The organism is Bradyrhizobium sp. WBOS08 (genome assembly GCF_024585125.1).
GTDB classification, from domain to species: domain Bacteria; phylum Pseudomonadota; class Alphaproteobacteria; order Rhizobiales; family Xanthobacteraceae; genus Bradyrhizobium; species Bradyrhizobium japonicum_B.
On record NZ_CP028988.1, the window covers coordinates 579860 to 601524 of the forward strand.

Sequence of the window (21665 nt, forward strand, 5' to 3'; positions counted from 1 at the left end):
CCATGGCGAAATTCACCGTCCGGCACCTCATTCTTGCCGCTGCGTTGGCCGCATCTGCGGCGTTTGCGCTCGTCACGTTCGATGCCCGACCGGCGGCTGCACAGGCCTCGGAGTGCGGGTCCGAGTGCGAACCCAATCCCACTCCGTCCCCGACCTATTCCCCGTCGCCGAATCCGTCGCCCACACCGACCCCCTCCCCGTCGCCTTCCCCGGCTCCATCGCCATCTCCATCGCCGAGTCCGTATCCTCCGCCGTCAGGACCGACCGGCGCGGATTCCAGCGGCAATTCGATCGGCGGTCTCGCCAATCAGCGCTTCAACCAGATGATCACCAACCGGGTGCTGGGCACGGTGCTGCTCGGCGTCAACGAGCAGGTCAATTGCGGCGATTGCATCAGCGCATTCGGCTCGGCCGGCTCGTTCTCGGCCGGCATCCACGGCCGCAAGGAGCTCACCAACAACCTGTCGCTCCTCGCCGGCATCGCCTACACGCATTACAACGAGGGCGGCTACAAGATCACCAGCGCACCGATCGGCGCCTTCGCGCTGCGCTACGACTTCACCGACTGGGGCTCCTCGCGCCCGTTCTTCGACGTCGGAACGATCCTGACGCCGTGGGAGAAAGCGCGCTACACCCGCAGCTACGACACCAGCCTCGGCCCGGTGAGCGTGACGAGCTCGACCAACGCCTCGAACTACGCGGTCTACGGCCGCGCCGGCTGGATCAGCCGCGTGTCGCCCCGCGACGAAGTCGCAGCCTCGATCGAGGTCTGGCAGCTCTGGCAGCGCGTGTCCGGCTACAGCGACAATGCGGTGGGCTTCAATCCGTTCGACGCCACCATCGCTGGTGGCACCGACCGCACCAGCCTGGTCAAGATCGGCGGCCAGTGGACGCGTCTGTTCGGCAGCAATCTCGAGGCCAACATCAACGGCGGCTGGGTGCAGTCGTTTGCGAGTCACAGCGGCATCGTGGCGACCGTGACCGGTCAGGGCACGGTGGTGCCGACCATTGGCAACCAGGGCTGGTTCGAATATGGCGGCCGCCTCGGCTTCCGCGTGCAGAAGGGCTGGATCGTGGATCTCTTCGCCAACGGCACGCTCGGCCCGCAGCCGGTCGGCAACACAATCCACGGCGGCGTCGGGCTGAGGATCAATTACTAAGAGACTCGGCGAGGTCTCGTAGGGTGGGCAAAGCGAAGCGTGCCCACGACTTTCTAACTACGAATGAATGGTGGGCACGGCGCAAACGCGCCTTTGCCCACCCTACGGCACCTGTGCGAAAGTCACGCCGCCGACTTGCCCTCGAACGCGCGGCGCAACGCGTCGATATCCAGCTTCACCATCTTCATCATCGCCTGCACCGCGCGCGCGGCGGCGGCCTTGTCGGGGCTCGACAGGAATTCGAACATCACCTTCGGCACCACCTGCCAGGCCACGCCCCAGCGGTCCCTCAGCCAGCCGCACTGCTCCTCCTTGCCGCCATGAGCGAGGAAGGCATTCCAGACGCCGTCCACCTGGGCCTGGTCGTCGCAATGGATCATCAGCGAGATGGCGTGGGTGTACTCCATCGTCATGCCGCCGTTGAGCGCGACCAGGGGCTGCCCGGCCAGAGTGAACTCGACGACCAGCACGGAGCCTTCCTTGCCGGAGGGACCATCCGAGACGTTGCGCTGAACGTGCGTGATGGCCGAGTTCGGCACGAGCGAGGTGTAGAACTTCGCGGCTTCCTCGGCATCGCCGTTGAACCACATGCAGGGTACGACCTTGGACATCGTGAATGCTCCTCTGGGATTTAGCGTTCGGAAGGACGGCGATCAGGCATTCGCCAGCGCGGGCTGCGGAGGGACCGAAGCCATATCCAGCCAGTTCACACCCCACATATGGCCGTCCGGATCCTCGAAGCTGCGGCCGTACATGAAGCTGTATTCGTCCTTGGGGCTGGGATCGGCCACCCCGCCCGCGGCCTCGGCCCTGCCGATGATATCGTCGACCTCGTTGCGGGTATCGGCGGACAGGCAGAACAGAGCCTGGTTCGAGGTCTTTGCGTCGGCGATCGGCTTGGGCGTGAACTGACGGAATTTGTCGTGGGTCGTCAGCATCGCGTAGATGGTCTCGGAAAAGACCATGCAGCTCGCCGTGTCGTCGCTGAATTGCGGATTCCGGGTTGCCCCGATCGCCTCGTAGAAGGCGGTCGCGCGCTCGAGGTCGGTCACGGGCAGATTGAGGAAGATCATCCTGGGCATCGGAGGCTCCTTGGGCGAGGTTCTGCCCAAGGACGGACGGGCCGACGGCCATCCGACAGCGCTTCCGGATATTTTTTCAGGCCGCCTGCCGCTTCGGCCGCGTAGAACCGGCAGGCGGACCCTCAGGCTTATTTCTTCTCGTTCGGATCCCGATGCACCGGATCGATCCACAGCACGGTCTCGGGCTTCTCGACCGGCTCGATATCGAGGTTGATCGCCACGGCCTCGCCGTCGCTGCGCACCAGCACGCATTCCAGCACCTCGTCCGGGCTGGCATTGATCTCCTGATGGGGCACGTAAGGCGGGACGAAGATGAAATCGCCGGGGCCGGCCTCCGCCGTGAATTGCAGGCTCTCGCCCCAGCGCATCCGCGCCTTGCCCTTCACGACGTAGATGACGCTTTCGAGATGGCCGTGGTGATGTGCGCCGGTCTTGGCATCGGGCTTGATGCTGACCGTGCCCGCCCACAATTTCTGCGCGCCGACGCGCGCGAAATTGATGGCGGCCGCACGATCCATGCCGGCTGTGGAAGGCACATTGGTATCGAGCTGGTTGCCGGGAATGACGCGCACGCCGTCATGTTTCCAGCGATCATCATGATGATCGTGATCATGGTGGGAGTGCGAGTGGTCATGGCCGGTCATGGGACTTGCTTTCTGTTGCTTCCGTGCGCGGCAAACTAACCCGAAGCTTCGCCCGTGAGCCATAACAAAATTGGAACCCTCATAGCTCCAGGACGTTGTCCTTGCGAGCAAAATGGAAGGAGAGTTTCATGGGCAGCACGACCGACAAAATCAAAGGCACCGCCAACGAGGCGATCGGCAAGGCCAAGCAGGGCATCGGCGACGCCACCGGTTCCGACCGCCTGAAAGGCGAAGGCGTGGTCCAGGAAGTGAAGGGCAAGGGCCAGCAGGCCATGGGCGATGCCAAGGACGCCGCCAAGGATGCGATCGATCGCGCCGCGGCAGCCGCAAAGCGCGCGGCGGAGTGACGCACGCAAATCTGAATGCGAGAAGACCGGCCGAAAGGCCGGTCTTTTTGTTGTTATGTCTTGCTCAGTCATCCCGGCGCGATGCGCAGCATCGAACCCGGGATCTCAAGATTGCGCGTTCGGCTCTTGAGCCGCCCCGGAATGACGGCTGCGCTGTCACTTCACCGCGAGCAATTCCACGTCGAACATCAATGTCGCATTCGGCGGGATCACGCCGCCGGCGCCGCGCGCGCCGTAGCCGAGCTGCGGCGGGATGATCAGCGTACGCTTGCCGCCGACCTTCATGGAAGCAACACCCTCGTCCCAGCCGGCGATGACGCGGCCCTTGCCGATCGGGAATTCGAACGGCTCCTTGCGATCGACGGAGCTGTCGAATTTCTTGCCCTTCTGGCCGTTCTCATAGAGCCAGCCGGTATAGTGCATCACGCAGATCTGGCCGGTCTGCGGCGAGGCACCGGTGCCGACTGTGGAATCGATGATCTGCAAGCCTGAAGCTGTGGTCATGGTCTTTCCTGCGGTCTGGGCCGAGGCCGTGGTGGACACGAAATGCGACACGCCTGCGATCACGGTGATCGCGAGTGCCGACATCAGGTTGAGGAGCGCGCGCTGGAAACGCTGCATAAGGCACCTTCCGTTTGAGGCGGAAGGTGTCTAGCGCAACGCGGGTGGGGTTTCCACCCCTCACACCTCGATATTTTCCAGCCGGACCGGGAGCTTGCGGATGCGCTGGCCCGTGGCATGGTAGATCGCATTGCAGATCGCCGCATTGGTGCCGACATTGCCGAGCTCGCCGACGCCCTTCACGCCGACGGGATTGATGCGGTCATCCTGCTCGGACAGCAGGATGACCTCGACGTCGGCGACGTCCGCATTCACGGGCACGAGGTAATCGGCAAGATTGTCGTTGACGTAGCGCGCATTGCGCTCGTCGATCTCGGTGGCCTCCAGCAAGGCCGAGGACATGCCCCAGATCAGTCCGCCCATCAGCTGGCTGCGCGCGGTGCGCGGGTTCATGATGCGGCCCGCGGCGAAGGCGCCGACCAGGCGGGGGCAGCGGATCTCATGCGTGAAGCGATTGACGCGGACCTCGACGAACTCCGCGCCGAACGCATAGGCGATCTGGTCCTTCATCTGGTGACCGCCCACGAGCCGCACCTGCCCGCTATGCATGGCGCGGAAGGAATCCGGCGGCGCGCCTTCCGGCTTCCACTCGCCATATTCCTCGACCACGCCGACCCCGAGGGCGTCGAATGCCTTCTCCAGATCCAGTGGCTGATCTCCCTTCGCGGCCTGCGTGGCCGGTGTCTGGCCGATGCCCACGGTCTCCCTGGCCTTGTCCGTCAGGCTTTGGCCCGGCATCACCGCCTTGAACAGACGCTGCCGGATCTGGTCGCACACCATCGTCACCACCGAGCAGGTGCTGGCCGTGGAATTCGAGCCTCCGGCAACGGGCGCCGGCGGCAGATCGCTGTCGCCGATGAAGACCGCGACCTTCTCGAGCGGCACGCCGAGCCTTTCGGCCGCGGTCTGGGCAATGACGGTGTAGGCGCCCGTGCCGATCTCGTGGCCGGCGATCTCGACCCGGGTGCGGCCGTCGCGCTGCAGCCGCACGCGTGCTGCGGCGGGCCCCATCTGCGCCGGATAGCAGGTTGCGGCACAGCCATAGCCGATCAGCCAGTCACCGTCCGACATCGATTTGGGCTGAGGCGAGCGCTGCGCCCAGCCGAACGCCTTGACGGCCTCGTCGAAGCAGGCCATCAGCGAGCGCGAGGTGTAAGGCTTGCCGCCGATGGGCTCGTTGGTGGCGTCATTGATACGGCGAAGCTCGACCGGATCCATGTTCAGCTTGACCGCGAGCTCGTCCATCGCGCTTTCCAGCGCGAACAGATACGGCACCTCCGGCGGCGAGCGCATGAAGCCGGGCGTGTTGCGGTCGGCCCGCACGATCGAGACCAGGCTGTCGACATTCGGACAGGCATAGAGGCGCGTCGTCGTCTTGGTGCCACCGACGCAATAGGCGTCGGGGCGCGATGAAACCTCGGCGCCCTCGTGTCTGAGCGCGACCAGCTTGCCGTCGGGGCGCGCGCCAAGCTTGATCTCGTGGCGCGTCTCGGCGCGGTAGGTGGTGATGGTAAAGCCCTGGTCGCGGGTCGGGACCAGCTTGACCGGCCGGTTCAGCCGCTTGGCGATGCCCGCGATGATGGCGGTGCGCGGCGTCATGGAGCCGCGCGCACCGAAGCCGCCGCCGACATAGGGGTTGACCACGCGCACCTTGTCGGCGTCGATGCCGAGCTGCTCGGCCACGCCATACTTCAGGCCATAGACGAACTGGCTCGGCTCGTAGATGACGAGTTCGTCGCCCATCCAGGCGCAGCTCGTCGAGAACAACTCCATCGGGTTGTGATGCTGCGTCGGCGTCTCGTAGGAGGCGGTCAGCTTGACCTCGGCCTCGTCGAACGCCTTGGCGAAATCTCCGACCTTCGGGTCTTCCTTGAACTGGGCATTCTGCCCCTTCGCAGCCGCCGCCGTCGTTCCCGGCGAGTCGAAGGTCGCGCTTGGCGTGGTCGCGGTGTAGCTGACCTTGACGCGGTTGGCGGCCTCGCGCGCCGCCTCGTAGGTCTCGGCAACGACGACCGCGATGATCTGGCCGTCATGGGCGATCTCGGCGGATTTGAGCGGCTGGATCGTCGTTCCTGCATAGCCGCCGTTGCTGAAGAGCTTGGAATCCTTCAGCTTCGGTGCGTTCTCGTGGGTGACGATATCAATCACGCCGCGGACACGCCTGGCTTCATCGTAATCGAAGCCGTCGATCCGTCCCTTGGCGATGGCGCTGGTGACGAGGAAGGCATAGGCGGGATCGGCGAGCGGCATGTCGGACGCATAGGTGGCGCGCCCCGTCACCTTTACGACCGCGTCGTAGCGCGGCACAGGCTGGCCCATGTTCGCCTTCGGCTCGGGAGCGGCAGCGGTCATGATCAGATCTCCATCGTTGCGGCCTGCTGGAGCGCACGTGCCACGACGCGCTTGCCGAGCGCGATCTTGAAGCTGTTGTGCCGGCGTCCCCTGGCGTCCGCGAAGGCGGCATCGGCAACACGCTGCGCCAGGCCGTCATCGAATGTCTGTCCTTTCAACAGCGCCTCCGCCTCGCGCGCCCGCCAGGGCACGGTGGCGACACCGCCGAGCGCGACGCGCGCATCGCGGATCGTGCCGTTCTGCACGTCGAGCGCGACCGCAGCAGAGGACAGCGCAAACTCGTAGGACTGCCGGTCGCGCGCCTTGAGATAGACCGATCGGGGCCAGAGTCCGGAGATGGAGAACGCCGAGATCAGCTCACCCGGTTGCAGCGTGGTCTCGATCTCGGGTGTGGTACCGGGCGCCTTGTGCAGCTGGGCAAACGGCAGGCTGCGGGCACCGGATTTTCCGGTGATCTCGACCGTTGCATCCAGAGCCATCAGCGCCTGCGCGAAATCGCCGGGATAGGTCGCGATGCACTGGTCGGAGACGCCGAGCACCGCGTGCATACGGTTGACGCCGTCCATAGCGGCGCAGCCCGAGCCCGGATTGCGCTTGTTGCAATTGTCGTAGGACACGTCGCGGAAATAGCTGCAACGCGTTCGCTGCATCACGTTGCCGCCGAGCGTCGCCATGTTGCGCAGCTGGGCGCTGGCGGCGAGCTTCAGTGAATTGGCGATCACCGGATAGCTGCGCTGAATTTCGTCATGCGCGGCCACGTCCGACATCTTCGCGAGCGCGCCGAGGCGCACGCCATCGCCCTTGGGCTCGATTGCCGACCAGCTACGCGCGAGCGGATTGATGTCGACGATCGCGGCGGGCCTCATCACGTCGAGCTTCATCAAATCGATCAGCGTGGTGCCGCCGGCGAGCGGCTGCGCGCGGGCCTGGGTCAGCGGATCGTTCGCGGCCGCAGCGGCGCCGAGCGCCCGCACGGCCGTAGCGGGATCTGTTGCCCTCTGGTACGAAAACGGTCGCATGCGCCTAGCCTTTCATGATCTCGGGCGCGGCCTGCTTCACGGCGGCGACGATGTTGGGATAGGCGGCGCAGCGGCAGATATTTCCGCTCATATATTCGCGGATGTCGGCCTCGCTGCCAGCATGGCCCTCCTTGACGCAGGCAATGGCGGACATGATCTGGCCGGGCGTGCAATAGCCGCACTGGAACGCGTCGTTGTCGATGAAGGCCTGCTGCATGGGATGCAGGCGGTCGTCGGTGGCGAGACCCTCGATCGTCGTGATCTCCTGCCCCTCGGCCGCAAGCGCGAGCGTCAGGCACGACACCACCCGCCGGTCGTCGATCAGCACCGTGCAGGCGCCGCACTGGCCGTGATCGCAGCCCTTCTTGCTGCCGGTGAGCTTGAGATGTTCGCGCAGCGCATCGAGCACCGTGGTTCGCGCGTCGATGTGCAGGCGCTTGTCCTTGCCGTTGATCCGCAGCGTGACATCGACGGGAAGCGACGGATCCTGTGCCGCCGGGTCCCGGCCCTCCTCTGCGGCCGCGCGGGCCGTGAGCGGGACCAGCGCGCTGCCGGCCGCGCCGGCCATGAAGGCCCGCCGATCGAATGCTGATTGCTTGGAACCTGGTGTGTCGGACATCGACGCCTCCGCCGCTGATCTCTCAAGGCAGCGCACGCCTGCACCGCTCATCGCCCCTTAACCGGAAGCAATGAGCTCCGTTCCGAACGGGAAAGGGCGATGCGGCAAATGCCGCATCGCCCTTCGTCAACTTTTCCTGATGTCGTGCGAGGAACTCGCTGGGATCAATAACCCAGGGCGCAGCCGTCCTTGCGCGGATCGGAACCGCCGGTGAGCGTGCCCTTGTCCCAATCGATCCAGATCGCCTGCGCGCCGCCGAGTGGGCTGACCACGCTCGTGGTCTTGTGACCGAGCTTCTTCAGGCCCTCGACGATTGCGGCCGGCACGCTGTCCTCGAGCTGATACTGGCCCTCGTAGTGCAGGCCGCGCGGCATGTCGATCGCCTCCTGCACGTCGCAGCCGTAGTCGAGGATGTTGGTCAAGACATGGGTCTGGCCGGTCGGCTGATACTGTCCGCCCATCACGGCAAACGACATCGTCGAACGGCCGCCCTTGGTGAGCAGGCCGGGCATGATCGTGTGCAGCGGGCGCTTGCCGCCTTCGATGCAGTTGGGATGGCCGGGCTGGATGCGGAAGCCGCCGGCGCGGTTCTGGAACAGGACGCCGGTCTTGTTGGAGACGATCGCCGAGCCGAAGGAATGCGCGACTGAATTGATGAACGAGCAGACGTTGCGGTCCTTGTCCACCACCGTGATGTAGATGGTTGAGGGATTCATCGGCGGCGCGACGTTCGGCAGGTCGAGCATGCCGTCCATGCGGATCTTGCTGATGTACTCGTCGGCGAAACCCCTCTGGAGCATCTCGGCGACGTTGATCTTCATGTGCTCGGGAGAGGCGACATGCATCTCGCGGTTCATGTAGGCGATGCGCGCGGCTTCCGCCTCGAGATGGAAACGCTCGACGCTGACGGGCGCGTACTTGGTCAGATCGAAGCGCGACAGGATGTTGAGCATCAAGAGCGCGGTGACGCCCGGGCCGTTCGGCGGGCACTGCCAGAAATCATAGCCCTTGTACATGGTGCCGATCGGCGTCGTCGTCTCGGTGGTGTGCGCGGCGAAATCGTCCAGCGTGTGCAGGCCGCCGATCCCACGCAGCGTCTCGACCATGTCTTCCGCGATCGGGCCCTTGTAGAAGGCATCGCGGCCGTCCTTGGCGATCGCCCGCAGGGTCTTGCCGAGCTCGGCCTGGCGGATGACGTCGCCCGCCACCGGCGGCTGGCCGCCCGGCAGCAGGTAACGCACCGTGTTGGTGCCGGCCTTAAGCTTCTCGAACTGGTTCTTCCAGTCGAAGGCGATGCGGGGCGCGACGACGTAGCCCTCCTCGGCGGCCTTGATCGCGGGCTGGAGCAGCCGGTCGAAGCCGAACTTGCCGTGATCGCGCAAGACGGTGGCGAAGGCATCGACCACGCCGGGGATCGAGACCGCATGGGCCGAGGTAAGCGGCACGGAGTTGATCTTGCGCTCGAGATACCAGTCGGCGTTCGCCGCCTTCGGCGCGCGGCCGGAGCCGTTATAGGCGACGATCTTGCCCTCGCCGCGCGGCTGGACCAGCGCGAAGCAGTCGCCTCCGATGCCGGTCGATTGCGGCTCGATCACGCCGAGCACGGCCGAGCCTGCCACGGCCGCGTCCACCGCGGTGCCGCCCTCGCGCAGCACCTCGATCGCCGCGAGCGAGGCCTGCGGGTGCGAGGTCGCAACCATCGCGTTGGTGGCATGGACCGTGGACCTGCCGGGAAAATGGAAGTTTCTCATCGAATTTCTTGCTCTCTTGGCCGTGGGCGCGGGTGGCGCGCCATCTCGGAAAAAACCGGGTCTACATGACACATTCCCGCGGCCCTCGGCAATGCTGGCATGCCAGCGAAATGGCTGCCATCCGCTGGACGTATGGACCTTCGCGGCCGGCGGCGATGTGGGTTTTCCGAGCGGCGGGCGCCTGCTAAACGAGCCGCCATGTCTGATCCGCATTCGGTCACCAAGGTCGCAGCCTTCTACCAGTTCGCCGCCCTCCCGGATTACCGCGAGCTGCGCGAGCCCCTGCGCGCATTCTGCGCCGGCCTGAAGCTGAAGGGCAGCGTGCTGCTGGCGCAGGAGGGCATCAACGGCACGCTCGCCGGCGCGCCGGACGCGATCGACGCCTTCGCGCATGAGCTGGGCCACGGCGACCTGTTCGGCGGCAGGCTCGACAATCTCGAATTGAAATTCTCGACCGCCGGGGCGATGCCGTTCGGGCGGCTCAAGGTGCGGCTGAAGAAGGAGATCGTCACCCTTGGCGACGCCGCTGCCGATCCGACCCGCCAAGTCGGCACCTACGTCGATGCAAGCGAATGGAACGCACTGATCTCCGCGCCCGACACGCTGCTGCTCGACACCCGCAACGCCTTCGAGGTGGCGATGGGAACGTTCGCGGGCGCGGTCGATCCCGGCATCAGGAGCTTCGGCCAGTTCAAGGATTTCGCCGCCGAGCGGCTCGATCCGGCAAAGCATCGGAAGATCGCGATGTTCTGCACCGGCGGCATCCGCTGCGAGAAGGCGAGCGCGCATCTGCTCGCGCGTGGATTTGCCGAGGTCTATCACCTCAAGGGCGGCATCCTCAAATATCTGGAAGAGGTGCCGGAGGCGCAGAGCCGATGGAGCGGCGAATGCTTCGTGTTCGACGAGCGCGTCGCGCTCGGCCACGGTTTGCGCGAACGGAATAAGGACTCAGCGCGTGACGAATGAGATCAGGACGCTGAGCGAGCGCATCGACACGCTGGAGACGCGCCTCGCCTATCAGGAAGACACGATCGAGACGTTGAACCAGACCATCACCGCGCAGTGGAAGCAGATCGATCTGTTGACGCGGAAGATCGCAGAGCTCGGCGAGCGGCTGCAGGACGCCGAGGCCAATGCGCCTGGGCCTGCCAACGAGCCGCCGCCGCATTATTGAATTCTCGTGCCCCGGGCGCAGCGCAGCCCCCTTGGCGATGCGCTGCTGAACCGGGCCCCAGCTTGCGGCGAAGACAGAGCATGGGTCCCGGCTCAGCGCCGCACCGTTTCACGTTGTGTCGCGTCCGGGACACGATGATCCGCAGGCCGGCCCTCCTACTGGCCGGACGCCTTGGGCAGCAAATTCATGAGCTCGCCGGACATCATCAGGCGGTTGCGGCCTGCGTCCTTGGCCTCGTAGAGCGCGCGGTCGGCCGCCTCAAGCAGCGAGCTCACGCCCGCCGTGCGTTCCAGCGCGGGCCGGCACGTCGCACCGCCGACCGAGGCGGTGACGCAACCGGCGGCCTGATTGCTGCCATGAACGAGGCCGGCGTCGTGAATGGCCTTGCGGATCCGTTCACCCACCTGGGCGCAGCCCGCGGCATCGGTGTTCGGCAGCAGCATGGCGAATTCCTCGCCGCCATAGCGCGCCGCCAGATCGCCGGCGCGCTGCGTCTCGGCCGCGATGATCTTTGCGACCAGGCGCAGGCAGGCATCGCCCGCGGGGTGGCCGTATTCGTCGTTGTAGGCCTTGAAATGATCGACATCGATCATCAGCAAAGCGAGGCTGGAGCGATCGCGATAAGCGCGCGCCCACTCCTCCTTCAGCCGCTCGTCGAAGCGGCGGCGGTTGGCAAGGCCCGTGAGGCTGTCCTCGATCGCCAGCGTCTCGAGCCTGGTTTCCAGCTTCTTTTGCTCGGAGATGTCGCGGGAGATCGCGACCACGCCGTCGACGCGGCCATTGTCCTTGCGCGTCACCCGCATGGTCGATTCCAGCCAGACTTCGCCATCTTGCCGGTGCGAGTTGCGATAGGTGAGGCGCGCCTCCTCCCGCTCGCCACGCTTCATGGCGTCGACGACGGCCTGAACCGCCGGCAGATCCTCGGGATTGATGCCCGCCAGCGCCGGCGTGCCGACCAATTGATTGGGGCGCCAACCGACGACGCGCACGGATGAGGGCGAGACATAGCGCAGGTGCTCGTCGAGCCCGATGCGGGTCACCATGTCGCTGGAGCCTTCGGCGAGCAGGCGGAAATGCGCCTCCTTCTCGACCAGCGCCGCGGCCATGCGCTGGCCGCGCTGCAGCTGCCGCACCAGCACGGCGCCGATGACCGCGATCAGCAGCACCAGCGCGACGACGTAGAGCATGCGGGAGATTGCCGCGGCACGCCAGGGCGCCAGCAGCTCGTCCTTGTCGACCGTGGCAATCAGGAGCAGAGGGAAACGGCTGCTGCGCTTGAAGAAGCTGACGCGCTCGGCACCGTCCAGCGGCGACTTGAAATGGTAGGCGCCGCTCGGCCGCTGCAGGCTGGCGTCGCGGAAGAACGGCGTGTCGGAAACGCTGCGTCCGACGAACGCCTCGTTGCTGGGATTGCGCGCGATCATCAGGCCGTCGCCATGCGTGAGCGACACCGAGCTGTTGCGGCCGATCTCGAACTGCTCGTAGAAATGCGAAAGATACTTTGAGCTGATGGTCGCGATCACCACGCCGCCGAAGCTACCGTCCGGCTTGTTGAAGCGGCGCGACAGCGTGACCACCCATTCTCCGTCCAGGAGGCTCTTTACGGGAGGGCCGACATGGGGCTCTCGTTTCGAGGAGAGCCGATGATAGCGGAAGAACCCGTCATCGCTGAGCGTTGACCCGATCGTCCCAGGCGAGGTCAGCCAGTTGCCCTGGTCGTCGATGATGGCGAGGCTGTGAATGCGCTCGATGGCCTTCTTGCGCGCTTCCAGCAGGATGCGCAGCTTCGCGACCGTGACCGGCGCAGTGCCGTCCATCTCGAGCCGGCTGACGACGCCGACGACCCCGGAATCCAGGAGATCGAGGCTGTCCTCGGCATGCTGGGTCAACGACCGGGCGACGTTCGCCATTTCGGTCTCGGCACCCCTCAGCACCGCATCGCGCGCAGTCCATTCGCGCCAGCCGCTGACGCCGAGGATGGCCGCGCCGGTCAGCGCGACGAAAGCCGCCGCACGCAACGGCAGGTGGCTCCATCCAGTTCGCTGGGTCGTAGCACTCATGCGGCAGAATTTCTCCGATGCTCGGAGCCTCTGCCGCTTCTATTAGTGAACTCTGAAATCGCGACGGCAATACGCAGAGTCTGCCGGTTTCCCGGTAGTCCTACGGACGCCGCAATCGGCGCATCGCTAACAAGATATTAGCGAACCTATCGGAATCCGGCGTGCGCCTCCGCCCGCTAGCTGAAGATCGCCTTGACCTTGTCCCAGAGCGAGGGACTTTCGGCCTCGGCATCGGCCTTCGAGGGCGTCGGCTGTGTCGCGCTCACGGGATCGGATGCCGGGAAGCTGTCCTTCAGCCCGGCGTCGAGCTTGGATTGCCGATCGGCGGCCAGCGCCTCGTGCAGATCGTCGGCGTGCTTGTCGGGCGGCGCGGGATTGAATGTCTCAGCCATGATGTCCTCCGTCAGGGTCAACGCGGCGCTGCGGCGCTGGTTCCCCTGTTCCGCTGAGGGCCGAGGGTGTATCAGGGGCGATAACCCTGTTCAGGACCATTCGTGCCCCAAACTGCAAAAAAGCCCTTCATCGACGTACTCTCCGGCCAGCGCCAGAGCATCCCGCCCATGTGGATGATGCGGCAGGCCGGCCGCTATCTGCCGGAATATCGCGAGGTGCGCGCCAAGGCCGGCGGCTTCCTCGACCTCTGCTTCAATCCGGAGCTTGCAGCCGAGGTGACGCTGCAGCCCATCCGCAGGTTCGGCTTCGACGCCGCAATCATCTTCTCGGACATTCTCGTCATCCCCTATGCGCTCGGCCGCTCGGTGCGGTTCGAGGTCGGCGAGGGCCCGCGGCTGGATCCGCTGGATGATCCCGCCAAGGTCGCGACGCTGGCGCCGCGCGCCGACTTCGGCAAGCTCGAGCCGGTGTTCCAGGCGCTCAAGCTCGTGCGCGGCGCGCTGGATCCGAAGATCGCGCTGATCGGCTTCTGCGGCGCGCCGTGGACGGTCGCGACCTACATGGTCGCCGGCCAGGGCACGCCCGACCAGGCACCGGCACGGATGATGGCCTACCGGCATCCGGAGGCGTTCGCTGAAATCATCGACGTGCTGGTCGAGAACTCGGTTCAATACCTGCTGGCGCAGCTCGAAGCCGGCGCCAATGCCTTGCAGATCTTCGACACCTGGGCGGGCGTGCTGCCGCCGGCCGAATTCGCGCGCTGGTCGGTCGAGCCGACGCGGCGCATCGTCGAGGGGGTGCGGGCCAAGGTGCCCGATGCCAAGATCATCGGCTTCCCTCGCGGCGCCGGCGCGCTGCTGCCGGCCTATGTCGAGGCGACCGGCGTCAATGCGGTCAGCATGGACTGGACCGCGGAGCCGGCCTTCATCCGCAACCACGTGCAGAGCAAGGTTGCCGTGCAGGGCAATCTCGATCCGCTGGTGTTGATCGCGGGCGGCGCCGCGCTCGATCGCGCGATCGACGACGTCCTGGCCAATTTCGCGCAAGGGCGCCTGATCTTCAATCTCGGCCACGGCATCCAGCCCGAGACGCCGATCGCCCATGTCGAGCAGATGATCAAGCGCGTGCGGGGCTGATCGGCGAGCGGTCTCTCCGCATCGTCATGGCCGGGCTCGTCCCGGCCATCCACGCCTTGCCACGCGACATGAAGAACGTGGATGCCCGGGACGAGCCCGGGCATGACGAGCTTCGCGATGAGGCTCAGCGCGGCCGGCTGCGCTCGATGATCTCGGCGGCGCCCTTGGTCAGCAGGTCCAGGCCCACCGCACGCCCGAGCTCGCGCGGGCGGTCGGCCGGGCCTGCACGCGAAGCCTCGATGATGGTGTTGCCGGAGAGGTCGAGCACGGACGCTGTGAGCGACATCCGATCGCCCGCGATGGTCGAGAATCCCGCCACCGGCGAATTGCAATGGCCGTTCAGCACCCACAGCACCTCGCGCTCCGCGTCGGCAGAGGCATGCGCGGCGGGATCGTCGATCGACGACAGGATTTGTCGCGTCTGCCAGTCCTGCGCCGCGCATTCGACGGCGACGATGCCCTGCCCCGCCGCGGGCAGCATCTCAGCCGGGGTGAATTCATAGGCGATGCGGCCGGCGAGGCCGACGCGGTCGAGGCCCGACCGCGCCATGATCAGCGCATCGGCCGGTCCCACGGCGCCGCCATCCGGCAGCCGTTGCATCTCGCCGTTGTCGAGCTTGCGCACGCGCGTGTCGGCGGCGCCGCGGAAGTGGATCACCTCGACCTCCGGAAGCAGCCGCCGCGCATAAGCGGCGCGGCGCACGGCGTTGGTGCCGAGCTTGAAACCCTTGCCACGCGACTGGCGCAGCGCCGCCAACGTCACGCCGTCGCGCAGCACCAGAGCGTCGGCCGGCGGATCGCGCGACAGCGTGGCGCCGATGACGAGGCCGGGCGTGTCCTCGTTGCCCGGCATGTCCTTCAGCGAATGCATTGCCGCGTGAAGCTCGCCCGACCGCACGGCGGCCCGGATCTGCGCCACGAAGGCGCCGCCCTTGCCGCCATGCGGCAGCAGCTTGCTGGTCTGGTCGAGATCGCCCGTGGTGTCGAACTTGACGATCTCGACGTCGAGACCGGGCACGGCGGCGGTCAGGCGGCGCGCGATCTCTTCCGTCTGGGCCAGCGCCATCGCGCTCTTGCGGGTGCCGATCTTCAGTCGCGTAGCCAAGTCCTGGTCCTTTCGAGAGGCGCGTCGTTATCTTTGAGCATGATCTGATCGGAAAACCGATTCCCACTTTGCGCTAACGCGGCCCTCCGGGTCCGGATCATGCTCTACCGCGCATCCTCCAATATCATGTCGGAGGCCTTTTCGGCGATCATGATGATGGGCGCATTGGTGTTCCCCGAGACGAGGTCCGGCATGATGGAGCCGTCGACGACCCGCAGGCCTTCGAGACCCCTCACCCTCAACCGCTGATCCACCACCGCGAGCGGGTCGTTGCCCATACGACAGGTCGAGGTCGGATGGTAGATGGTGCTGCCGCGCTCGCGGCAATAATCCAATATTTCGGCATCCGTAGCTACCTTCGCCCCGGGATCGTACTCGCTGACCACGAACGGCTTCAGCGCCGGTGCATTCAGGATCTTGCGCAAGATCTTGATGCCTTCGACGTTGGTGTTGCGGTCGGTCTCGGTCGACATGTAGTTGATGCGGATTTCCGGCGGCACGGTCGGGTCCGCGCTTCTGATCCGCAGTGAACCGCGACTCTCGGGGCGGAGCTGGCACACCGACGCGGTGAAGCCGGAGAAATCGTGCAGCTTCTCGCCCATCTTGTCGGTCGAGAACGGCAGGAAGTGCACCTGGATGTCGGGCGAGGCGAGCCGCGGGCTGGTCTTGAAGAAGGCGCCGGCGGTGCCGGCCGCAATCGTCAGCCATCCCTTCCGGAACAGCGCATAACGCGCGCCGGCCATGGTGCGGCGGAGCGGATGATTGACGGTGTCGTTCAGCGTGATCTTCTGCGAGCAACGCATCACGATGCGGACCTGCATGTGGTCCTGCAGGTCGTGACCGACGCCCGGCGCGTTCAACACGACGTCAATGCCGTGCTTGCGCAGGAGATCGGCGGGACCGACGCCGGAGAGCTGGAGCAGTTGCGGCGAATTGTAGGCGCCGCTCGACAGCACGATCTCTCTTCGCGCGCGAGCGCGACGGAGTTGCGCGTCTTGCCGATATTCGACGCCGACGGCGCGGCGGCCCTCGAACAGCACGCGGTGGCCGAGCGCGTTCGTTTCGATCTTGAGATTGCCGCGTGCCTTGGCCGGGCCGAGATAGGCCACCGAGGTCGAGGCACGGCGGCCGTTGCGTGTCGTGGTCTGGAACAGGCCGACGCCCTCCTGCGTGGCGCCGTTGAAGTCGGGGTTGTAGGGCAGGCCGCTCTCGACCGCGGCGTCGATGAAGGCCTTTGACAGCGGGTCGGTGACGACCATGTTGGAGACCGGCAGCGGTCCGCCCGTGCCGTGATATTGATCGGCGCCACGCGACTGGTTCTCGGCCTTCTTGAAATAAGGCAGCACGTCGTCATAGCCCCAGCCGGTATTGCCGAGTTGACGCCATCGGTCGTAATCCTCGTGCTGGCCGCGGACATAAAGCAGGCCGTTGATCGAGCTCGAGCCGCCCAGCGTCTTGCCGCGCGGCTGGAACACCTGGCGGCCCTTCAGCTCGGGCTCCGGCTCGGTCTGGTACATCCAGTTGACGCTCTTCTCCTTGAACAGCTTGCCGTAGCCAAGCGGCACGTGGATCCAGATATTGGAATCCTTAGGCCCGGCCTCGAGCAGCAGCACTGTGTGCTTGCCGTTCGCCGACAGCCTGTTGGCCAGAACGCAGCCGGCAGAGCCGGCGCCGACGATGATGTAATCGAACTCGGGATCGGATGGCGTGAGGGAGGAATTTGCGTTCATGCGCTGCGGTTCTTCTTGTTGGAGCGGGCGTTTCGCCTCGTCACTAGCACGATCATGCCTTGACGCGCAGCGCCTCGACCAGCGACTTGAACGCACGGGCATATTCCGCGCCCGCCCTTGCGATGTCGGCGCGGCCGGCGCAGGCGACCGCAGCCTCGGTGACGGCGCCGAGCAGCAGCCGCGCCAAGGGCTCGACCGGCTGCTTTGCGATCAGACCGGCCTCCATCGCCGCCGCCAGCGCGCGCGGCAGCTTGCCGCCAAAGTGCTTTGCGTCGATCTCGCGCCAGCGCTCCCAGCCGAGCACCGCAGGGCCGTCGCGCAAGATGATCTGGCCGGTCGGGCCGTTCGCGGTCGCGGCGAAGTAATGCTGGGTGCCGGCGACCATCGCGGCCAGCACGTCTTTCTCCGCGCGTGCGGCTCCGTCGATCTCGACGACGAGGTCGCGCGAAACCTGGTCGAACACGGCCTCGAACACCGCCTCCTTGGTCTTGAAGTGATGATAGACCGCGCCCTTGGCGACGCGGGCCCCCTCCGCGATCTCGTCCATGGTGGTGGCGGCAAAGCCTTGCGTCCCGAACAGGCGGCGGGCCGCCGTCAGAATCGCCTCCGATGTCGCCGCCCTCCGCTCCGCCTGCTTCGCCATGGATCTCGTCTAGTCCAATCATCCGCCGGCCGCCAGTTGACTTTTCGACCACCAGTCGGTATTTACCGACTAACAGTCGGTTTATGTCCCGGAGGTGCGTCATGCCAAGCCGTGAGATTGTCGAAGCGTTCGCAAAGAGGCTGGAGGATGGCGACTTCGTCGGAGCGATCCTCGACTACTACACGCCGGACGCCGCGACCTACGAGAATCTCGCCGCGCCGGTGGTCGGGCGCGACAAGCTCGCGGACAAGGAACGTGGTGTGCTGGCGGCCTTCAAGGCCGTCACTGCCGTGCGCATCGGCGCGAGCCTGATCGCTGGCGACATCGTCGCCAGCCGCTGGAAATTCTCCTTCACCAATAGTGAGGGCGTGACGCGGACGCTGGAGGAGATCGCCTGGCAGACCTGGCGCGGCAACGAGATCCTCGAGGAGCGCTTCTTCTACGATCCGAAACAGCTCGGACGCTGAGTGTTTGCGGCAATTGCCACTACCGATACAGCATAACCACGGCCATGCCGATGAGAGGCGCAAGAAACCAGACGGCCTGCCACGCGGAGCCGTTGATCGACCATCGTCCATAGACGATGGTGCCGCCGTTCCGGGATGACGACCCCGGTTGATCCCGGAATGCTTTCCATCGCGCCTCGGCAGGCCCGAGAAAATCTTCCGGCTTGACCGTCATGTCGCCGCCGCTCAGCACCACCTGCATCATCTCGCCTTTCGGCTGGAACATGGCTTCAGACCCGGGCGGCGCGAAGAAGCTGCGCTTCGGGGCGATATGCTGCTCATAGAAATCCTGACCGACCGTGACGGCCGCAGCGTATGGACTGACGTACGGCACCCCCGAGATGCCGGGAACGACGAGATGGCCCACCCCACGCACCTCCTGCCAGGGAATGAAGAGACCCTTGAGCCAGGGCCTGTGAAACCGGATGCCGGCGGCGGACATGGAGACGACCGCCTGGTCGGCGTAGAGGTGCCGGTAAGCTGAAAACACAATCCATCCCAAGCCCAGATAGAGCAGCATCCAACCGAAGACATTCAGCGATGGATTGACGAGACGGCTCCAATAGAGACTGGGCACGACGCCGCCATAACTGGAGCGTCCGCTTGGCCCGCCGACCAACACGCTGATCACGCCGATCACGCCGGCGACGATGCTCAGGACAAGGACGCCGATCAACAATTCCAGAAGCAATGGCAGCCCGGACCGCCCGATCAGGGTCGTCAGTGCAAAGCCTGCGAACGCCAGCCCCAGGAGAGCCAGATAGACGACGGCCAGGGCCGCTCCGCTCTGGCCGCGGCTCTCGGCGTGAAGCGCGATCGCAAGGCCGGCGACGCAAGCCCACATCGCCCAGGGAAGGCGGTCCATCCGCCATTTGTCCATCGTGTATTCGACCGTTGCCGAAACGTCGGCTGAAGGCTCGCTCATGAACAGGGCCCTCGGGATCGCGAACATATCCGTTGCCGACGCGGCGCACCGAAGCCTGGTCGGTCGACCAATCCTATCACGCGGTCGAGCACAACGTCACCCAAGGCCGAGGGCGCGGCAAGCCATCCCGCATTTGTATCGATTTGTTATCGATACTTGGCACGAACACGCAGAAGTGGGCGGCGCGAGCCCCGCGGCGAAGGATAATTCATAGTTCGTCAAAGGTTTGCAGCGAATTCTCCGCACCGAGCCGGACCAACGGCGCATGCAGGCTCTGGAATGCGGACTCAACTGACCACCTATTTCGCGCGGCTGTTTGCCGGCGATCTGTCGGCGTTCGGCGGTCCCGTGACGGACGAAGCCATGGCCGGCCATATCCGTGCCGAGCAGATGTCGCTCGTGCTCGGCTATTCGGTCGGCATCATGCTGGCCAATGCCTGCAACGCCATCGTGCTCGCCATCGCGCTGTGGTCGTCGCCGGACCGGATCTCCGCGCTGATCTGGGGCGCCGCCGTCGCCGGCGCGGCGATCGCATTCGGCCTGCAATCCCGCACCGCGCGCCGCATCACCAAACCGCAATTCGTCTCGCGCCGCGCCATGCACCGCCTGGTGCGAAATGCCTTCGTCCTCGGCGCCGCCTGGGGCATCGTCCCCGCGGCCTTCTTCGCGGACGCCTCGACCGGCGGCCAGCTCGTCATCACCTGCCTGTGCTCGGGCATGCTGGCCGGCGGCGCGCTCGCCTTCGCCACCGTCCCGATCGCAGCCATCGCCTTCACGGCCCCGATCTTCGTCGGGATCGCCATCTGCCTCGGCAGGAGCGGCGATCTGGCCTTTGTCCTGATCGCCTTCCTCGTCGTGGTCTACGGCAGCGTGCTGTTGCGCGGCGTGTTCGTCAATTCGTTCTCGTTCGCGCGGCGCGTCACCCAGCAGATCGAGGCGGAGCGCACGGTGCGGCTGGATCCCCTGACCCACCTGCCCAACCGCGTCGCCTTCAACGAGACGCTCGAGGCTGCGCTGAAGCGGCTGACGCTGTCCGGCGAGGAGTTTGCGGTGCTGCTGCTCGATCTCGATCGCTTCAAGGAGGTCAACGACCAGCTCGGCCATCCCGCCGGCGACGAATTCCTGGTCCAGGTCGCAAGCCGCCTGCAACGCTGCACACGCGCCGCCGAGCATGTCGCGCGCATCGGCGGCGACGAGTTCGCGCTGGTGATGGCCAATCTGGCGCGCCCGGAAGATGCCCTCGAGATCGCCGAGCGCTTCGTCGCGGCCTTCGACGAGCCGTTCCGCATCGAGGGCCGCCAGATCGTGGGCGCCACCAGCGTCGGCATCGTGCTGGCGCCACGCGACGGCAGCGCGCCGCTCGACATCATGAAGAATGCCGATACGGCGCTCTACCGCGCCAAGAAGGCGGGCCCCGGCACTATCCGCTTCTTCGAGGCCAACGACGACAAGGTGTCACGCGATCGCAAGGCACTGCAATCGGACCTCGAGGGTGCGATCGCGCGAGACGAGCTGTTTCTCGTGTTTCAGCCGTTCCTCGACCTCGACCAAAGCCGGATCACCGGCTTCGAGGCGCTGCTGCGCTGGCAGCATCCCGAGCGCGGATTGGTGCCGCCGAGCGAATTCATCCCGATCGCGGAGGAGACCGGGCTGATCCACGAGATCGGCGAATGGGTCGTCCGCCGCGCCTGCGCGACAGTCGCCAAATGGCCCGACGAGATCAGGGTCGCCGTGAACTTCTCCGCGGCGCAGTTTCACAACGCCGCCATCCTCCAGATCATCGTGCAGGCGCTCCGCGAGGCCAGGATCGCCCCGCACCGGCTCGAGATCGAGATCACGGAATCGATGCTGCTGTCGAAATACGGCCTGGCCGAGCCGGTCGTCAACGCGCTGCTGCAGCTCGGCGTCACCGTCGCGCTGGACGATTTCGGGACGGGGTTCTCCTCCCTCACCTATCTGCGCAAGCTGCCGTTCAGCCGTATCAAGGTCGACCAGTCCTTCATCCGCGACATGCTGGTGCAGCCCGACTGCGCCGCAATCGTGAAATCGGTGATCGGCCTTGCCCGCGACCTCGACATCGGCGTGGTGGCCGAAGGCGTCGAGACTGCGGACCAGCTGGAATATCTCAGGCAGATCGGCTGCGAGGAGATTCAGGGCTACCTGATCAGCCGCCCGGTGTCGGCGGACGGCGTGCTGGCGCTGCTGGAGACGAGGAAGCTCCGGGCGACGTTCGCGGCGTAGGTGAAATTGTGCCTTGAGGCCGGCGGCACGGGAGGCGCGCTCCCTCCCCCGCTTGCGGGGGAGGGTTGGGGAGAGGGCTCTCTCAACGGAGGGACTCGCCCAGAGGAGAGAGCCCTCACCCGCGCCTTCGGCGCGACCTCTCCCGCAAGCGGGAGAG

The 21665-nt window shown here is 65.8% G+C and carries 21 protein-coding genes; 7 read left to right on the forward strand and 14 right to left on the reverse strand.

Going from position 1 to position 21665, the window contains the following annotated elements; translation table 11 throughout:
• The first annotated feature begins 2 nt into the window (after window positions 1-2).
• Window positions 3-1160 (forward strand): hypothetical protein, encoded by a 1158-nt coding sequence (locus DCM80_RS02720; RefSeq protein WP_257195628.1) that lies wholly within the window; start codon window positions 3-5, stop codon window positions 1158-1160.
• A 122-nt stretch (window positions 1161-1282) separates the two neighbouring features.
• Here DCM80_RS02720 and DCM80_RS02725 read toward each other — a convergent pair whose 3' ends face one another.
• The 3 genes from DCM80_RS02725 to DCM80_RS02735 all read right to left on the reverse strand — a co-directional run bounded on the left by DCM80_RS02725 (window position 1283) and on the right by DCM80_RS02735 (window position 2886).
• The gene (locus DCM80_RS02725) at window positions 1283-1771 is read right to left on the reverse strand and encodes a VOC family protein (RefSeq protein WP_257195629.1); all 489 of its coding nucleotides are present in this window, start codon (window positions 1769-1771) and stop codon (window positions 1283-1285) included.
• Between the two features lie 42 nt (window positions 1772-1813).
• Window positions 1814-2242 (reverse strand): VOC family protein, encoded by a 429-nt coding sequence (locus DCM80_RS02730; protein WP_257195630.1) that lies wholly within the window; start codon window positions 2240-2242, stop codon window positions 1814-1816.
• A gap of 128 nt (window positions 2243-2370) precedes the next feature.
• Entirely contained in the window at window positions 2371-2886 is a 516-nt protein-coding gene (locus DCM80_RS02735) for a cupin domain-containing protein (protein WP_028134790.1), read from the reverse strand.
• Window positions 2887-3014: 128 nt separating this feature from the next.
• Between DCM80_RS02735 and DCM80_RS02740 the strand changes: the two genes are divergently transcribed.
• Entirely contained in the window at window positions 3015-3233 is a 219-nt protein-coding gene (locus DCM80_RS02740) for a CsbD family protein (RefSeq protein WP_257195631.1), read from the forward strand.
• Window positions 3234-3389: 156 nt separating this feature from the next.
• Here the strand turns inward: DCM80_RS02740 and DCM80_RS02745 are convergent, their stop codons facing one another.
• The 5 genes from DCM80_RS02745 to ggt form a co-directional block, all read right to left on the reverse strand.
• Window positions 3390-3854: an FKBP-type peptidyl-prolyl cis-trans isomerase gene (locus DCM80_RS02745; RefSeq protein WP_257195632.1), complete on the reverse strand. Its 465-nt coding sequence runs from the start codon at window positions 3852-3854 to the stop codon at window positions 3390-3392.
• A 60-nt stretch (window positions 3855-3914) separates the two neighbouring features.
• Entirely contained in the window at window positions 3915-6206 is a 2292-nt protein-coding gene (locus DCM80_RS02750; protein WP_257195633.1) for a xanthine dehydrogenase family protein molybdopterin-binding subunit, read from the reverse strand.
• Between the two features lie 2 nt (window positions 6207-6208).
• Entirely contained in the window at window positions 6209-7225 is a 1017-nt protein-coding gene (locus DCM80_RS02755) for a xanthine dehydrogenase family protein subunit M (RefSeq protein WP_257195635.1), read from the reverse strand.
• 4 nt (window positions 7226-7229) lie between these two features.
• Window positions 7230-7844: a (2Fe-2S)-binding protein gene (locus DCM80_RS02760; RefSeq protein ID WP_257195637.1), complete on the reverse strand. Its 615-nt coding sequence runs from the start codon at window positions 7842-7844 to the stop codon at window positions 7230-7232.
• A 164-nt stretch (window positions 7845-8008) separates the two neighbouring features.
• Window positions 8009-9595: a gamma-glutamyltransferase gene (gene ggt / locus DCM80_RS02765; protein WP_257195638.1), complete on the reverse strand. Its 1587-nt coding sequence runs from the start codon at window positions 9593-9595 to the stop codon at window positions 8009-8011.
• 198 nt (window positions 9596-9793) lie between these two features.
• Between ggt and DCM80_RS02770 the strand changes: the two genes are divergently transcribed.
• Window positions 9794-10561, forward strand: a complete 768-nt coding sequence (locus DCM80_RS02770) for a rhodanese-related sulfurtransferase (protein WP_257195639.1) — start codon at window positions 9794-9796, stop codon at window positions 10559-10561.
• Entirely contained in the window at window positions 10551-10769 is a 219-nt protein-coding gene (locus DCM80_RS02775; protein ID WP_257195640.1) for a SlyX family protein, read from the forward strand. Before DCM80_RS02770 ends, DCM80_RS02775 begins: the two co-directional genes overlap by 11 nt.
• 155 nt (window positions 10770-10924) lie before the next feature.
• Here DCM80_RS02775 and DCM80_RS02780 read toward each other — a convergent pair whose 3' ends face one another.
• Complete coding sequence (locus tag DCM80_RS02780) at window positions 10925-12829, reverse strand: diguanylate cyclase (RefSeq protein ID WP_257195641.1); 1905 nt, start codon at window positions 12827-12829, stop codon at window positions 10925-10927.
• A gap of 176 nt (window positions 12830-13005) precedes the next feature.
• Window positions 13006-13221: a hypothetical protein gene (locus DCM80_RS02785; protein ID WP_257195642.1), complete on the reverse strand. Its 216-nt coding sequence runs from the start codon at window positions 13219-13221 to the stop codon at window positions 13006-13008.
• A 102-nt stretch (window positions 13222-13323) separates the two neighbouring features.
• On the opposite strand from DCM80_RS02785, the gene hemE reads away from it, so the two are divergent.
• Window positions 13324-14358: a uroporphyrinogen decarboxylase gene (hemE, locus tag DCM80_RS02790; protein ID WP_257195643.1), complete on the forward strand. Its 1035-nt coding sequence runs from the start codon at window positions 13324-13326 to the stop codon at window positions 14356-14358.
• Between the two features lie 124 nt (window positions 14359-14482).
• On the opposite strand, the gene hemC is transcribed toward hemE, so the two are convergent.
• The 3 genes from hemC to DCM80_RS02805 all read right to left on the reverse strand — a co-directional run bounded on the left by hemC (window position 14483) and on the right by DCM80_RS02805 (window position 17836).
• Window positions 14483-15463 carry a hydroxymethylbilane synthase gene (gene hemC / locus DCM80_RS02795; protein ID WP_257195644.1) on the reverse strand — a complete coding sequence of 327 codons (981 nt, stop codon included), beginning with the start codon at window positions 15461-15463 and terminating at the stop codon, window positions 14483-14485.
• Window positions 15464-15567: 104 nt separating this feature from the next.
• Window positions 15568-17193, reverse strand: coding sequence for a GMC family oxidoreductase (locus DCM80_RS02800; RefSeq protein WP_257195645.1), 1626 nt, complete (start codon window positions 17191-17193; stop codon window positions 15568-15570).
• Window positions 17194-17245: 52 nt separating this feature from the next.
• Window positions 17246-17836, reverse strand: coding sequence for a TetR/AcrR family transcriptional regulator (locus DCM80_RS02805; RefSeq protein ID WP_257195646.1), 591 nt, complete (start codon window positions 17834-17836; stop codon window positions 17246-17248).
• Window positions 17837-17937: 101 nt separating this feature from the next.
• Between DCM80_RS02805 and DCM80_RS02810 the strand changes: the two genes are divergently transcribed.
• The gene (locus DCM80_RS02810; RefSeq protein ID WP_257195647.1) at window positions 17938-18303 is read left to right on the forward strand and encodes a nuclear transport factor 2 family protein; all 366 of its coding nucleotides are present in this window, start codon (window positions 17938-17940) and stop codon (window positions 18301-18303) included.
• 19 nt (window positions 18304-18322) lie between these two features.
• Here the strand turns inward: DCM80_RS02810 and DCM80_RS02815 are convergent, their stop codons facing one another.
• Window positions 18323-19267, reverse strand: a complete 945-nt coding sequence (locus tag DCM80_RS02815) for a hypothetical protein (protein ID WP_257195648.1) — start codon at window positions 19265-19267, stop codon at window positions 18323-18325.
• A gap of 279 nt (window positions 19268-19546) precedes the next feature.
• Here DCM80_RS02815 and DCM80_RS02820 point away from each other — a divergent pair, with 279 nt between their 5' ends.
• Window positions 19547-21508 carry a bifunctional diguanylate cyclase/phosphodiesterase gene (locus DCM80_RS02820; protein WP_257195649.1) on the forward strand — a complete coding sequence of 654 codons (1962 nt, stop codon included), beginning with the start codon at window positions 19547-19549 and terminating at the stop codon, window positions 21506-21508.
• Window positions 21509-21665: the final 157 nt, after the last annotated feature.